Origin of the sequence: Sorangium sp. So ce185, assembly GCF_051526825.1 — a bacterium.
Taxonomy (GTDB): Bacteria; Myxococcota_A; Polyangia; order Polyangiales; family Polyangiaceae; genus Sorangium; species Sorangium cellulosum_D.
In genome coordinates this window covers 11,817,460-11,831,719 of sequence record NZ_CP150316.1, presented here as the reverse complement: position 1 = coordinate 11,831,719, position 14,260 = coordinate 11,817,460, and the positions used below count along the sequence as shown (strand labels likewise).

Below are 14,260 nucleotides of genomic sequence, written 5' to 3'. Positions count from 1 at the left end.
GCGCACCCTCACGGCGCGATCAGGAGCCCCTATGACGACCACCGGAGCCCGCGCCGCCATCGCCGCTCTCGCCCTGGCGCTCACCGCCTGTGGCAGCCCGACCAGCGCCGTCCAGCCCGGCGCGAAGGAGAACCCCATGCAGAACGCGACGAGAGACCGATCCGCCATCCTGGAGACCATCCACAACGTCGCCCGAGGCGCCGATCTGCGCCAGTGGGACACGGTGCGTTCGGCGTTCGCCGGGCGCGTCGTGCTCGACTACGGCATCCCCGAGCTGCTCACGCCCGAGGAGATCGTCTCCCGGTGGCAACCGCTCCTGTCGGCGTTCGACAGCACCCAGCACGCGATCCGCGACGAGCAGGTGAGCTTCGTCGACCCCGATCTCGCGCGCGTGCGCTCGCGCTTCCAGGCGGCTCACCACCTCGCCGGCGCGGCGGGCGGCGAGCTCTGGAGCCTGGCCGGCCGCTACGAGCACGAGCTCGCGCGCACGGCCTCGGGGTGGAAGGTGACGCGCATGCGCATGATCCCCGGCGAGTCGACGGGGAACGCCGCGCTCCTCGAGCGCGCGCGCGAGCGGGCGGGCCTCCCCGCCCCGCGGGCGCCCGACTACCGCGTCGAGCACGTGCGCTTTCCGAGCGAGGGCGCGGAGCTCGTGGGCGTCCTGCACCTGCCGGCGAGCGCCCGGGAGGGAGAGCGCGTGCCCGCGGTGGCGGTGCTCGGGTCGTGGACGACGGTGAAGGAGCAGATGCCTTCGCTGTACGCGCAGCGCCTCGCGGCCGCCGGATTCGCGGCGCTCACGTTCGACGTTCGCGGCTTCGGCGAGAGCGAGGGGGCGCCTCGTCACGAGGAGTCGCCGGCGCGGAAGATCGAGGACATCCGCGCCGCGGTGGCGTTCCTGTCGGCGCACCCCGCCGTCGACGGTAACCGCCTCGGGCTCGTGGGCGTCTGCGCCAGCAGCGGATACGTCGCGGCGGAGGCGGCGGACGACCCGCGCGTGAAGAGCGTGGTGATGGTCGCCCCGTGGCTCCACGACGCGGCGCTCGCCGCCTCGGTGTACGGCGGGCCGGAGGGCGTCGCCGAGCGGGTGCGCAAGGGGAGGGAGGCGCGCGCGCGCTTCGCGGCGACGGGCGAGGTCAGCTATGTGCCGGCCGTGAGCGTGACCGACTCGAGCGCGGCGATGGTCGGTCAATTCGACTATTACCTGGACGTGCGCCGCGGCGGGATCCCGCAGTGGGGGAATCGATTCGCGGTGATGTCGTGGCCCGGGTGGCTGGAGTTCGACGCGCTGGCGAGCGCGCCGCGCCTGCGCGCGCCGACGCTCATCGTCCATTCCGAGGAGGGCGCCATTCCGGACGGGGCGAAGCGCTTCGCGGCCGCGATGCCGGCGGCGCCGCGCGTGGTGTGGACGGCTGGAACGCAGTTCCATTTCTACGACGACCCGGCGACGGTGGAGCGCGCGAGCCAGGAGGCCGCCGCGCACCTGCGCGCGACCCTGGCTGCGCGCTGAGCCGGCGGCCGGCGCGCCGGGGAAGCGCGACCGGCGCCGATCAACCCTTTTTGCATCACGCCCGTCCGGCGGTGCGGCGTGCCGGTGTCGCCGCCGGCCGCCACGCTGGCTGGCGCCATGGAGGAAGCCATGCGACGCGCGCTCAAGTTTGCGGTGTTGTCTCTCTTCATCATCTCGACCCCCAGCTGCGCCTCGCCGCAGCGCAGGCCCACGGAGGAAGTCATGTCCAGCTCGAGCTCATCGGAGGTGCGGGAGAAGAACCGCGCCGTCGTCCACGCCTTCTTCGCCCGGCTGGAGGCGTTCGACATCCGCGGCTTCTCCGAGCTCTTCGCCGAGCAGGGCACGCAAGTCATGCCCTTCTCTCCGGAAGGCTTCCCGAAGCGGCTCGAGGGGCGGGCCGCGATCTTCAATCAATACCGGGGCATGCCCGACAACTTCGCCAGCATGCGGTTCCCCGACCGCGTCGTCCACGACATGGTCGACCCGTCCCGGTTCTTCGTGACCTACCGCGGCGAGATTCGGCTCAAGTCCGGGGGACCCTACAACAACACGTACGCCGCGATGTTCGTGATCCAGAACGGGCAGATCGCGGAGTATTACGAGTACTTCGATCCCATCGTCCTGCAGCGTGCGTTCGGAGACGCGCTCGGATCGAATTATAACGTGGCATCGCCAGGACCAACAATTGGTCTCTAAAGAAAGGCAGGATTCCGAAGGCGGAGGCCTGTGGAGACCGTGTTCATGGCGCGGCGCGGGATCAATTATAATAATACGTATAGTTGCCGTTCATCAGGGAAAAAATGATGAGCTTGAGCGTTGGAATCGTCAGCGCGTCGTGGCCGTGATGCCAGGGTACGACGGTGCACTTCTGATTGGTGCGGCGCTTAACTGGCGGACTTTGCCAATTCTCCTTCGATGCGTGCTCGACCGACGATCAGGGCGCCGAGGTCAAGGCGACGTCGCGATCGCTCCTGCAGCGAACGGCAAGCGCGTTGAAGGAACTCGAACTCCACCACGAGGTTAATTTACCCTCGGCACGAGGAAGGCACTCCTCGCCAGCGCCGGCGTCGACGTTCAACACGATGATGTTCATTATGAGGCGGTCTGCGGCGCGCACCGGGGGATTGCGCGTCGCGCTCCTTGACCGCAACCGTGCACTCCCTTAATGTCCATCAGAGGGCCTGTTCGGCGTTCCATCAGCCAGCCTGCGCGTCAACAGGATTGTGATGCACGGAGTCGGACTCAACATGATGCGCATCAGCACGTCGTCTGTGTGTTACGCATGCTGGATTTGCTCGTCGACGTCGTCGACGAGCTTGCCGTGAATATCAGCCAGAAGCCGCTCGCCTTGTTCACACTTATGGCCCGCTCTCTCGTCGCAGGTTCTCTCTGATTCAGAGATCAAGAGGTCGGCGGCAATCCGTCTCGGTTCTCTTCAGCTCGTTTAGTCTGAAGTAAGAAGTCGCGATAGGCCGGATTGATCTCCCATATTACGGACTGCATTTCGTTCCATCGCTCTTGGCACACCAAATTGGGATCCTCGAGAGGGTCAATGTGACGGTACCCTTCGCGTTGGCGGGCGTCTGCGATGCGTGCGTTGAGCACACCCGACTCGTACAGCAATCCCCAGAGCCGAATAGCATCTTCCAATTCACCTGGACGTAGTATCGTGCCGCGGACTTGGATTCTCATGGTAGACGGCAAACGTTGCAGGTGCTCCCGCACGTCTTCTATGTTTGCCTTAAAGGGCACCCGCCATAGCGATTGAACAACCTGGAAAAACTGCGGGCATTCCTCGCCAATCTCCGCAGCAATGTCAGAAACACGGCCTCTGGAAAACTCCAGCATTCCAGTTGCAACATGATCGGAATTTACCTTCGGCGCATCACACTCGATCGCAATCCTTGTAACATGAGACACTAGCTGAATGACGTCACGGGGGCGCCCTCGCGAACGCACCAGAAAGAACTCTTTCCAACTACTCGTATCATTGGTGGTCGGTATGGTCACCGAATGACCATCAAAAAACGGTGCGTACAACGATGATCCGTCCACTCTCCGAATGCGGCGACTTGCAAGCTCCAGTCGCTTTTCTAGGATGTTCTGAATATGCGTCTTTGATGGATTGAGATAGTGCACCAGTAAGCGAAAATGATCTGTTTGATCTCGCTGCCCGAGCGGATCAACCTCCAGTCTTCGCCATATCTCGCTCCGGATACTCACGATGCATTTTACATTTGAGCATTCTGAGGTTAGCTTTCGAACAGCGAGGAGGAATCCCCATATGCGATTAAGATGTCCGGGAGTGGCTACCGCTGCGAGTTGGTCAGTATCATCAAGTAGCAAATAAAATACGTTGCGACTTGAAGACAAGAGGACGTCGAATTGCCCCGTGGAATCTTCGTTCAATGCGCCTTTGAGTGCTGCGTGCGTGTCTACATTGTCGGCGGATGCTCCAAGGTTCGCAACCAGTCTACTCAATCGGGCCAGTTGAAACTCAGAAAGCTGATGGTGTCTCTCAATTTCGCGGAGAAATATTTCATCTTCTGGGGTAATAATTCCCGGCAGACGTGCCCATGCATTGAATGAAATGGCCCTCAGTAGCTTACTATACGCTCTGGATTTTAGCTGGGCGACTGTTTCTACTTGATGCTGCTCGTCCAATTGAAGATCGTCCGGGCGCAACAGCAACGCGGGAATTTTTGCGGGAGCGAGTCGTTCGAGAAGGTAATTGATGAATGCGGACTTCCCACTGCCCTTTTTGCCGACCAAGATTCTAGGACTCGATGCTGGCGGTGTGATTATTTCCAGATAGTCACGAGGTGTAACGAAGGCATCTTTTAAAAATGTACCCTCACCCTCAGCAGTTCCCGTGGAAACAAATTGGCGAAGTACTGTTAGCGACTTTACGGCACGACTCGACGGAACTTGGGACTGTCGACCGCGTAAGGTTGATGCAGGTTTTTTCTTTGGAACTTGGATGTTCTTGATTCGATGCTTAGAAAATGTATCGCTTGTGCTTTTTGCGGTATACGTCTCGCGGTGTCGCCAATTATTCCCGTCCGGAGAAATTCGATTGTCTCCCATCCACCTGGATTGAGTTGGTACGTACATCCTGGCGTACTGCTCAATGTGCGTTGGGTAAATTCGTACAATCTGATACTGGTTTGGCACCTCTTCAGGTCTAGCTTCCTTGATTACTCCAGCGCTTCCTGTGGACACTACAGCCGTGGAACCAATATATGAAATCCGGCCACCATTGTGCGTGTGGCCGTGGAAGAGAATATTCAAGTGAGGGGCGAGTATCCTCTGAAGCGCATCAGCATCGCGCATGTTCTCGTCGTCGGATTGTGCTCCGCGATGAACGTTATGGTGAACGGCCGCTATCCGGAGCCACTGCTTGGCTTCGTAGGATCTCATGCGGTCGGCAGCCCAAATGAGCTGCTTCTCACCAAGCCAACCGTAATGATCCTCCTCGAGGTGACTCTCTGCCATGTCTGAATTTAATGCAGCGATTGCTACTCGCAGCTCCGGAATCTCGAACAGTGCCCATGATTGCTCTTCGCTGATCTGTGCTGCCCGAAATCCCTCGTAGAATTGATTGTGAAATTGTGCATAGTTTTCTAGCTTTGGCCAATATGGGCCCACTGGAGATGACTCCATTGATTGGCATTTGAGGAAGTATGCGTGGCAGGCGGCTCTGTTGACGTCATGGTTTCCTGGAACCAAGACGACGTGACGTTGCTGGAGGTGTAGCGCAGACATTATGCGATTGATGAATGCTGTGGCGAGTTGAAACTCGGTTGGGTTGCCCCACTCTGATATGTCGCCTGTCAGTATGATAATGTCGGGACTAAGTCCAGGGGAGCGACGCAATGTGTCCAAATCGGAGATTATCCTTTCGGCCAATGCGTCGGCGGCTTTGTCGGTCGGAAGAATTCCGCTTCTTCCGAAGACGTGGTTTCGGCCAAATTGTGTGTCGGAGATGTGAAGGATAGTGACCGGGTCCGCGCTTTTCATCTGTATGTGGCCTGCCTGGTGATTGATCGTATAGCAGTGCCTTTTGTTCGGCAAGCGTGCTGTAAGTGGCTGATTTTGCTAGATTTTCTGTTGTGTCTCGTTTGTTTGACGTGAATTCCGCGCTCAGGGGTCGCGGGCGGGTCTAGGGTGATGTGCGCGGGCGTTTCAGAATGCAGTCCCCACTACAAGTGCGTGCGTCCAGAGTGTCAGGAAGGCACACGCCCCCTTACCCCCACGACGATATCGGCTAGCTCCGGGCTCAATCCAGGCGCCGAGGAGCTCTGAACCAGTGCGCGCGGCGATCTGGGGGGTCGTGAGGTCGCCTGCGGCATCGGCTGCGACGATCGTCTGCGCAGGTCGCGCGACGAATGCCCTCGTGCGGGCTGGTCGCCGCGGGCATGGCTGGCGTGGTCGAGGTCGCGGTAGTAGTCACCGGAGCCGCGCCGTCGCCGGCAGTCGAAGGCGCTGCCGGCAGCGTCACGGACTCGTCCGGCCGACCAGCGATCGCGGGGGTAGCGTCTACAATTGCCGAGTTGACGCCGACCTTGACCCTTTCGAAACCTGCCCGTCCGTGGCGTTCGGCTTCCCCGCGCCGCGCGACAACCCCCTCTTCTCGGTCCGATCAGTTCGGCAAGCCCTCCCTGACACCCCTCGGCGCCCCAGCCCTAGCCCCACCCCCGCGCCGACGCCCGTATCCCATCCCGCAGGCTCCGCAGCAGCACCACCCCCGACAGGTCCGCCCCCGCCTCGGCGAACGCCTGCGCGAGCGCCGGCTGCACCCCGGTGACGATCGGCCTCGCCCCCAGCAGCCGGATCGATCGCACCAGCTGCGCGATGTGCTCCGCGACCGCCGCGTCCGCCGTCGCCGCCCCCGTCAGGTCCAGGATCACGCTGCGGCTCCTCCGCTCCACGATCGCCCGGAGGAGCCGCGCCCCCATCTCCTCGCTCCGCCCCCCGTCGAGCGCGCCGATCACCGGAAGCGCCAGCGTCCCCGTGGCGACCTCCAGAATGGGCGCCGACAGCGCCAGGATCTCCTCCTTCTGCTGCTCGACGAGGTCGAGCGCCCCCGCCAGCTCCGCCACCAGCTTCGCCCGCGCCTCCGCCGTCTCCTCGGCTTCCCGCAGCTCGGTCTCGTCCGTGTGCTGCACCAGCATCGCGGCCTCGCCGGTCGCCGGATCCGGCACCGGGCGCGCCTCCACCACGTGCCACCGATCGCCCTGCAGCGTCCGCACCCGCGTCTCGCGCGAGATCACCTGTCCCTGCGCGACCGCCTCCACGAGCGCCGGCGCGAGCGACTCGTCGACGAAGCGCTCCGCGAACGGCGCGCTCTCGCCGAAGGCGCGCAGCGCCGCCGGGTTGTGCAGCAGCACGCCCCCCTGCGCGTCGAGCAACGTCACCATCACCGAGGAATGGCGCAGCGCCTCGACGCTCCGGGCGCGCTCCGCCTCCGGCGCCCCGTCGTCGGACAGCGCCTGGATCAAGATGCCCTGGCGCCCGTCATCCAGGTCAATGCCAGAAAAAAACGCCCGGAGCGGCACAGGCTTCCCGCCCGGGTACACGGTCCACGTCTCTTGTGCCGTCTGGCCCTCTCGAAACCGGGCGGTATACCCCGCGAGACGCGTCTGCGCCGCCGGCGACATGTCCGAGAGATCGCGCGCCAGGAGCTCCTCCACGCTCGCGGTGTTCCAGAGCCGCACCGCCGCGGCGTTGGCCCAGCGAAAGCGCAGGTGCTCCGGATCCAGGACCAGCGTGACGAGGCTGGAGGAAGCGAGCGGGGCAAGGCGTTCATCAAGCGTCATTCGGCACCCCCAGCTCGATAGAGCCGCTGGCCGTAAAGGCATAAGCTCGCTTACGTTCGAATGCAACCCGGCGATCGGGCGAGCGGGACGGGCGCCGCTGCGCCGCACGGCGCTCGGCTGACGTCCGCGCGTCCGCGCGTGCGCCCCGCAGCGGCCGCCGTCTGGACGGGCGGGCGCCGCTCCGGCAGGCTCGGGCGCATGAGGTCATTCATCGCGACGATGGTCTACGAGCTTCACCCGGATACGCCCGCGGACGCGAGGAAGCTCCTCCGGGCGCACCTCGTCGGCAGGCGCTGGCAGGACAGGCACGAGGGCGCGGCGATGCCGTCGACCGCGGTCTGGATCCGCCGCTCGGCGGAGGATCACGAGACGACCGACGACCTGCACGCCGCGTGCGCGCGCGATCTCGCGGAGGCGGCCGCCGCCGTCGCGCGGGCGGGGCGCCCCATCCAGGTGACGCGCGCGTGGATTCAGGTGAGCGGCGCAGGGACGTACGGGCTCGCCCCAGCGGCGCGGCCGGCGGGCTGAGCGCGCCGCGCGGAAACCCGCGCCCCGCCGCGACATTTCGGTTACGCTCGGGGGACTCGAAGGGAGGCGACGATGGCTCGAAGGCTGGGTATTGGCACGGTGCTGCTCTCGCTGATCACGCTCGCGTCCGGCTGCGGGGGGTTCTCGACGCAGGCGTCGCAAGAGCGCTGTGATCAGCTGCGCGACGCGGTGCCGTCCTGCGCCACCGACGAGAGCTACCAGGCGTGCGTGAGCTGCTACGAGGAGTGCGGCGACGACTGCGAGCCGTCGGGGGCCTGCCCCCAGACATTCACCTGCGCGGAGTGAGAGGGAGCCTCATGAGCAAGAGCAGAGCAGCTTCGTGGGGCGTCGCGGTCCTCTTCGCGGGCGCGCTCGGGGGCGCCGCGCTCGGCTGCGGCGGCGGCTACGACGAGGACGAGGCGAGGGCGGCGTGCGACGCCCTGGTCGGCCAGGTCACCACGTCCGACGAGGCCGCGCACGACGATTGCATGGACTGTCACATGGAGTGCGGCTCGGACTGCGTCGTACAAACGAGCTTCCCCCCCCAGTTCGTCTGCGAGGACTAAGCGGGACCTGGCGAGCCGCCGAACGGCCGCGTCGGCCGACCGCGCTCGCTCGCCGGCGTCACTTGACCTCGACGCCGCAGTTGATGAACTCGATCGAGGTCTCGATCCGGAAGTGCGAGTCGGTCACGTGGCGCTCGGCGAAGAAGAAGTCGAGCTGATATGTCTGCCCGACCTCGAGGCCGAGATCGTCGAGGTTGACGACCTCGGTCTGCTCGACGTGGACGCCGCCGAGGTCGACCACCTTCTTCCCGTTGATGTACGTGAAGACGTCGTCGTCGCCGGCGAACGTGAACCGCTCGCCGCCCTTGTACTCGAAGCCCATGTGCATCTCGAAGGTGAAGTGGTAGTTGTGCTGCCGCCCCTCGTTGCCGAACAGCGCGTTGTCGATCGGGAAGAACTCCTGATCGCTGTACGTCCACACGCCGTCGTTGTCGGGGTCCTCGAACTGCAGCGTAATGTTCATCGGCATGTTCACGCCCTCCAGGTCGCGGAACCACTGGTCGAAGGCCTCCTTGCCGGTCGTGCTCCTCGTGCCGTCCGCCGCGCCGGCGTAGACGGGCTTCAGGTCCGGTCCGAGGGTGTCGGTGACGATCTCATGGTCGTCGCAGCCGACGCACTTGCCGGAGTCCTGCGGCTCCATGTCGGGGTGCTCCTCCTTGAAATCGCGCACCCGGCCGGTGAACCTGCCGTCGCACGACTCGCCGGTCTCCTGGTTCCCGCCGGGCATCTCGCCGCCGCCGCCGACGCCGCCGCTCGGATTGACCGAGCCGAAGCTCTCATCGTATCCCCCGGTCCCCGTGGGCCCAGGCCCGCCCGGGCCGCCGGGGCCGTTCGCGGACGTCCGGCCGCCGCTGGTCTCGCCCTCATTCGGCGCCGCGCTGCACGCGCTCAGCAAGCCCACAAGCGCAATCGCCGCCAAGCCACCCACAGTATTTTTCATCGCCAACCTCGCGTTAAGATGCCGTCCCGAAGCCCTGACGGTAAAATAGCATGAGGCCGCCTCGCATGTACGCTGACGTTGTGCGTCATCCGATAGAATCGCACAACGTAGATGCGCCTGGGGCTTCGCTGAAGCTGGTATTTTCTATCATCGCTGCTCGCCGCACGATCGTGGCCAGAGGCCCCGCGACCCGAGGGGCGGGATTGTTTGATCCCATACGATAATTTCATCGCCGTTGCGAGGACCGGTGTCGACCCGGGCGGCGCCTCCCGGAGAGCCGCCACGGGGCGAGCGCTCGCTCGGAGCGGGCTGCCGGGGCGGGCCGTCCGGCGCGGGCGTGCGGCGCGCGCCGCCGAGCTCGCGGGCCGGCCTCGACCGCATGCGCGGCTGTGTCCGGCGTCGCGGGCGCGCTTCGCCCGCAGGGCGCGCCGCGAGCCTGGATCCAGGATTGCTTGCGGAGAACGAGACGCGGAATGCGGAAGGAGGAAGCGATGATGATCGATCAACGACGTGACGCCGCGGAGCGGACGGCCGCGCAGACCGGGGCAGAAGGTCACGCCGCGCACGGCGCGCCGCCGGAGGACATCGGGCACGGCCCCGGGCTCGATCCGCCGGCCGAGCCCCCCGACGACGACGCGGAGCCGGGCGATGAGGCGTATGCGGACCGACCCGCCGGCATTTCGCCCTCCGCGCCCAAGGACGGGCGCGAGCCCGTCGGGCAATCCGACTACACCGATGTTGCGGCGATCCAGCGGCCGCCCGCCGACTCCTGAGCTGGCGGCCACAGCCACGCTCGCCTGATCCAGCGGTAACGCTCGTCCGGCCGCACGTCTTCCCGACAGCAGCGCGGTTTCTCCGTGCGTCATCTTCTACGCGGCACGCGGCACGCGGCGTCGCTGCGCGCGCCGCGCTGCGACGAGGGGCTCGACATCCGGGTACGCTCGGAGTACTCGGGGACCGCTCGTCACGGAAAAGACGCAGGTGCGCAGTGGACCACGAGACGCGGAGCGATATCGAGCCCGCCTCCAGCGCCGCGGACGCGCAGGAGGCCCGCCACGCCGCCGAGGCGACCCCGCTGCCCGCGCAGTGGTCGGAGCCGGAGCCGCCGTCGCGCCGGTCGCCCGCCGCGCCCGCCGCCGATGAGGCGAGCTGCCCCGTCTGCCTCGAGCGCATCGCCGCCGGGGTCGTCCTTTGCCCCGAGTGCGGGGAGCCGACCGACGGGTCGAAGCGGTCGGTGCGCGCGCCCTCGGTCCCCGACGCCCCCCCGGACGCGAGCTGGCTCTCCCTCCACTGGCGCCCGCTCGTCACGATCGGCGCCATCCTCGGGCTCATCAGCACCGGCGGCGCCCTGCGCTACCTGGCGCCCCACCGGTTCGCGCCGTCCCGGGCCGCGTCGGCGGTCCCTCCGCCGGCCCCCGTGTGCGGGGCGCCGTGCTGGAGCGGCGAGTCGTGCCAGCTCGGCCGCTGCGTCTGGCAGCGCCCCAACAACGTCGGCCACCTCGTCGACGCGCCCTCGGTCGCCGGGCCCTTCTCGCTGCCCAAGGACGCGTTCGACGCGCTCCCGCTCGACCGGGATCGCTTCGCGGTCGCGCTGTCCTCCGGCCTGGAGGTGCGCAGCTCCCGGACCGGCGAGGCGCTGAGCCTCGTCACCGAGGCGCCCAACGTGCGGCGCCTCCACCGCGTGGGCGAGGTCGTCTACGCGACCTCGCCGTCGCGCATCTACGTGATCGACGCCGCCACGACGCGGCTGCTCAAGACGATCGAGCTCGGGGAGGCCGTGGGCGACATCCAGGTCGGCGCCTCGGGCCGGCGCGCGCTCGCCTCGCTGCCCGAGGCGCACGCGGTGGCGATCCTCGCGACCGAGTACCACGCCGAGATCGAGCGCATCCAGTTCGGCGACGACCCGGTGCGCCCGGTGGCGGTCGACGACAGCGGCACGCGGGCGATCACGACGACGGGCCAGCTCCCGCTGCCCGGCCAGCGCGAGCCGTCGGGGGGCGTCGCCTATCCGTTCGACCCGAGCCGGCTCGGCTCGGAGCAGGATCGCGTGCGCACCTCGATGGTGGGCAACCCGGCCAGCGCGCTGATGAGCCCGGACGGCTCGGTGGGGTTCGTCGCCCTCCGGGCCGAGAACACGCTGGTGCCGCTCACCTGGCTCCCGTCGGGCGCGGTGCGGCAGGAGGCGCGCATCACGACGTGCCGCGAGCCGGAGCAGATCGAGCTCGTCCGGAGCGACCGGCGCGCCATCGTGCGGTGCAACGAGGGGCGCGCGATCCAGGTCTTCGACCTCTCGAAGCGCGAGCTCCTCCGCGCCGTCACGTTCCCCGGCCGCGCCCTCGACATGGCGGTCGCGCCGGACGGGGCGCAGGCGGTGGTGGCGCTGAGCGGCGACGAGGCGGGCTCGGTGGCGCTGGTCGATCTGAAGACGTACGCGGCGAAGGTCCACCCGCTCGGCGGCGAGCCGACGCGGATCCGGCTCGCCCCGGACGGCGGCTCGGCGCTCGCGCTCGGCGACCGCGCCAAGGTCGCGTGGGTGCTGCAATGAGCGAGCGTCGCGTCCCGTGCCCGAGCTGCGGCGCCCGGATCGTCGAGGGGGCGCGCAAGTGCCGCGCCTGCAAGGCGTGGCTCGGCGAGCGTCACCGCGGGTCCGCCGCCTCGCTCTCCGGCCGCGAGCCGCGCCTCGCGCGGGCCGCGGTGTCGGTGGCGAGCGGCGTCGCGGCCGTGATCATCGCCACGATCACGAGCCTGAAGTCGCCCGTGGGCGAGGCGCCGCCGCTGACCTCGCTCGAGCCGGAGGGCGACGCCTCGGTGAGCGCGCCCGACGACGCGCCGAACCCCGCGGCGTTCGGCCCGGATCCGGTGCCCCCGCCGCCGCCCCCCGAGCCGAAGGGCCGCTGGCGCGCCCGCGATTTCCGGATCGGGGACGTGCACCCGCTCGACGTCGTCTTCAACCCGAGCGGCACGTCGGTCTACGTCAGCGGCGACGACGCCTCGCTGCGCGAGTACACGCTGGAGAGCGGCGAGATCATCCACAAGGCGTCGGTGCCGGCGCAGGGCGATCACATCCGGCTCCTGTTCGATCGCTACGTCGCGGTGCTGCGGCACGAGGACGCCGCGCGGATCCCGGTGATGGACACGACGGCGTGGGACCGCGATCCGGTGCTGCTCGACGTCGGCCGGACGCCGGGCGACATCGTGGCGCTCCCGGATGGCCGGACGGTGGTCGCGGCGACGACGGACACGAAGCGGGTGACGAAGTTCGAGCTGCCGACGGGGGTGCGGCTCGCGAACATCACGCTCCCGCACGCGACGGGGCAGCTGTTCTTGGTGCAGGCCGAGGGGCGCCCCTACATCGCGGCGCTCGGCGCGCTGACGCACGCCGGCCGCCCGGCGGGCGCCTGGATCGACCTGTTCGACCCGAGCGAGTCGCCGTTCGGCGCCACGCGGCGGAGCATCGCGGTCGGGCGCGAGCCGCGCGAGGGCGACATCACGCTGGACGGGGGCGCCGTGTTCTTCCCGGATCGGCTGTCCAACACGGCGATCCTGCTGAGCGTCGCCGGGGTGACCGAGACGCGGAAGGCGCCCGTCGGCGTCGGTCCGACGGCGGGCTTCCTGCTCCACGAGGATCGGTACGGCATCACGCTCAACGCCGACGCGCGGACGGCGAGCGTCATCGACCTCTCGACGATGGCGGTGAAGAGCACGCTGCAGCTCAGCGGGGTCCCGCGGACGGGGGTGACGTCGCCGGATCGGAAGACGCTCTTCGTGGCGCTCGGCGGGACGCAGTGGCCGCCGACGGGCAGCGGGGTCGCGGTCATCGCGGGGGATCCGCCGAGGGTCGTCGCGTCGCTGCCCACCGGCAAGGGCGCGTGCGCGGTGGCGGTCTCGAAGGACGGCGCGCGGGCGGTGGTCGCGTCGTACTGGGACCGGTCGATCACGGTGCTCGAGCAGTAGGTCGGCCCGGGCGCATCACGAGAGACGGAGGACGGTGTCTCCGTCCCAGCCGAGAACCGCTCCAGATCCCGCTCCCGATCCGGAGTGCCGGCGAGCTGATGTGGATGTTCGGCTCGGGCTCAGCTCGCCGCTGCCCCTCCCGGGCTCGCGTCGGGGGACCAGTCCCGCCGTGGCACGGACATCACAAGATCACGCCACGAGGGAGGTGCATCATGGACTACGAGCGCTTCGTCGAGGAGGTGCAGCGCCGCGCCGGCTTCGAGGGCCGCGACGAGGCCGAGCGCGCGATCGCGGTGACCGCGCGGACGCTGGGCGAGCGGCTGCTGGAGCAGGAGGCGGTCGCGGTCGCGGGCGGGCTGCCGGGGCCGGTCGCCGCCGCGGTGCGCGGCGCGGCGTACCAGGGCGATTTCGATCGCGATGAGCTCTACGACCGGGTTGCCCGTCGCGAGGGCGCGCCGCGCCGCTTCGGCATGGAGCACGCCCAGGCCGTGTGCCAGGTGATCGGGGAGGCGCTGCCCGAGGCCGAGCGCCTGAGGCTCCAGCGGCACCTGCCGGACTGGGCGGACCTCTTCACGCCACGCGCGGCCGGAGCGCCCCCGCCGCGGCCGGTGCACGCACCGGCGCCGCCCGAGGTCGGTCATGGCTCGACGCTCGCCACGGGAAGGCCCGGAAGCCGTCACCCCCTGAGCGAGGCGCACCCCGCGACGGCGCACGCGGGGTCGGTCGCCCGATCGGACGAGCCGCACGCGGAGACCAAGCTGTCGAGCAGCCGGGGGCTGACGCAGGAGCGCCTCGGGGACACGCTGGCGGAGGGGCGGCCCGGCCCCGAGCGTCCGGTCAGCGAGACGCAGCGCTGATGACGCCGCCTTTGGGCACACGGTCCACGTGCTCGCGGACCCTACGTCTGCCGTCGCGCGCGTGCATGTCCGCACGTCGCGTGCATGGC

At 67.7% G+C, this 14,260-nt stretch carries 12 protein-coding genes; 9 read left to right on the top strand and 3 right to left on the bottom strand.

Annotated elements, in window-relative coordinates; translation table 11 throughout:
• Positions 1–31 precede the first annotated feature (31 nt).
• Together WMF26_RS43660 and WMF26_RS43655 are read left to right on the top strand one after the other, a co-directional pair.
• Positions 32–1,507, top strand: coding sequence for an alpha/beta fold hydrolase (locus WMF26_RS43660; protein ID WP_437997542.1), 1,476 nt, complete (start codon positions 32–34; stop codon positions 1,505–1,507).
• Between the two features lie 117 nt (positions 1,508–1,624).
• Complete coding sequence (locus tag WMF26_RS43655) at positions 1,625–2,203, top strand: nuclear transport factor 2 family protein (RefSeq protein WP_437997541.1); 579 nt, start codon at positions 1,625–1,627, stop codon at positions 2,201–2,203.
• A 705-nt stretch (positions 2,204–2,908) separates the two neighbouring features.
• On the opposite strand, the gene WMF26_RS43650 is transcribed toward WMF26_RS43655, so the two are convergent.
• Positions 2,909–5,527, bottom strand: coding sequence for a metallophosphoesterase family protein (locus WMF26_RS43650; RefSeq protein WP_437997540.1), 2,619 nt, complete (start codon positions 5,525–5,527; stop codon positions 2,909–2,911).
• 665 nt (positions 5,528–6,192) lie between these two features.
• The gene (locus tag WMF26_RS43645) at positions 6,193–7,326 is read right to left on the bottom strand and encodes a PAS domain-containing protein (protein WP_437333974.1); all 1,134 of its coding nucleotides are present in this window, start codon (positions 7,324–7,326) and stop codon (positions 6,193–6,195) included.
• 198 nt (positions 7,327–7,524) lie between these two features.
• Between WMF26_RS43645 and WMF26_RS43640 the strand changes: the two genes are divergently transcribed.
• The 3 genes from WMF26_RS43640 to WMF26_RS43630 all read left to right on the top strand — a co-directional run bounded on the left by WMF26_RS43640 (position 7,525) and on the right by WMF26_RS43630 (position 8,420).
• Positions 7,525–7,854 (top strand): hypothetical protein, encoded by a 330-nt coding sequence (locus WMF26_RS43640; protein WP_437333973.1) that lies wholly within the window; start codon positions 7,525–7,527, stop codon positions 7,852–7,854.
• Between the two features lie 72 nt (positions 7,855–7,926).
• Positions 7,927–8,160 (top strand): hypothetical protein, encoded by a 234-nt coding sequence (locus WMF26_RS43635; protein WP_437997539.1) that lies wholly within the window; start codon positions 7,927–7,929, stop codon positions 8,158–8,160.
• 11 nt (positions 8,161–8,171) lie between these two features.
• Positions 8,172–8,420 (top strand): hypothetical protein, encoded by a 249-nt coding sequence (locus WMF26_RS43630; RefSeq protein WP_437997538.1) that lies wholly within the window; start codon positions 8,172–8,174, stop codon positions 8,418–8,420.
• A 58-nt stretch (positions 8,421–8,478) separates the two neighbouring features.
• Here WMF26_RS43630 and WMF26_RS43625 read toward each other — a convergent pair whose 3' ends face one another.
• Positions 8,479–9,321, bottom strand: coding sequence for a fibro-slime domain-containing protein (locus WMF26_RS43625; RefSeq protein ID WP_437997537.1), 843 nt, complete (start codon positions 9,319–9,321; stop codon positions 8,479–8,481).
• A 530-nt stretch (positions 9,322–9,851) separates the two neighbouring features.
• Here WMF26_RS43625 and WMF26_RS43620 point away from each other — a divergent pair.
• The 4 genes from WMF26_RS43620 (at position 9,852) to WMF26_RS43605 (ending at position 14,171) form a co-directional block, all read left to right on the top strand.
• Positions 9,852–10,133, top strand: a complete 282-nt coding sequence (locus tag WMF26_RS43620; protein WP_437569173.1) for a hypothetical protein — start codon at positions 9,852–9,854, stop codon at positions 10,131–10,133.
• Between the two features lie 215 nt (positions 10,134–10,348).
• The gene (locus WMF26_RS43615; RefSeq protein WP_437997536.1) at positions 10,349–11,905 is read left to right on the top strand and encodes a YncE family protein; all 1,557 of its coding nucleotides are present in this window, start codon (positions 10,349–10,351) and stop codon (positions 11,903–11,905) included.
• Positions 11,902–13,314, top strand: a complete 1,413-nt coding sequence (locus WMF26_RS43610) for a hypothetical protein (RefSeq protein ID WP_437997535.1) — start codon at positions 11,902–11,904, stop codon at positions 13,312–13,314. The genes WMF26_RS43615 and WMF26_RS43610 overlap by 4 nt, the downstream gene beginning before the upstream one ends.
• Positions 13,315–13,526: 212 nt before the next feature.
• Entirely contained in the window at positions 13,527–14,171 is a 645-nt protein-coding gene (locus WMF26_RS43605) for a DUF2267 domain-containing protein (protein WP_437333967.1), read from the top strand.
• Positions 14,172–14,260: the final 89 nt, after the last annotated feature.

Coding starts and splice junctions, on each gene's coding strand:
- WMF26_RS43645 (WP_437333974.1), bottom strand. CDS start 7,326: ATGACGCTTGATGAACGCCTTGCCCCGCTCGCTTCCTCCAGCCTCGTC.
- WMF26_RS43660 (WP_437997542.1), top strand. CDS start 32: ATGACGACCACCGGAGCCCGCGCCGCCATCGCCGCTCTCGCCCTGGCG.
- WMF26_RS43610 (WP_437997535.1), top strand. CDS start 11,902: ATGAGCGAGCGTCGCGTCCCGTGCCCGAGCTGCGGCGCCCGGATCGTC.
- WMF26_RS43650 (WP_437997540.1), bottom strand. CDS start 5,527: ATGAAAAGCGCGGACCCGGTCACTATCCTTCACATCTCCGACACACAA.
- WMF26_RS43635 (WP_437997539.1), top strand. CDS start 7,927: ATGGCTCGAAGGCTGGGTATTGGCACGGTGCTGCTCTCGCTGATCACG.
- WMF26_RS43605 (WP_437333967.1), top strand. CDS start 13,527: ATGGACTACGAGCGCTTCGTCGAGGAGGTGCAGCGCCGCGCCGGCTTC.
- WMF26_RS43630 (WP_437997538.1), top strand. CDS start 8,172: ATGAGCAAGAGCAGAGCAGCTTCGTGGGGCGTCGCGGTCCTCTTCGCG.
- WMF26_RS43655 (WP_437997541.1), top strand. CDS start 1,625: ATGGAGGAAGCCATGCGACGCGCGCTCAAGTTTGCGGTGTTGTCTCTC.
- WMF26_RS43620 (WP_437569173.1), top strand. CDS start 9,852: ATGATGATCGATCAACGACGTGACGCCGCGGAGCGGACGGCCGCGCAG.
- WMF26_RS43640 (WP_437333973.1), top strand. CDS start 7,525: ATGAGGTCATTCATCGCGACGATGGTCTACGAGCTTCACCCGGATACG.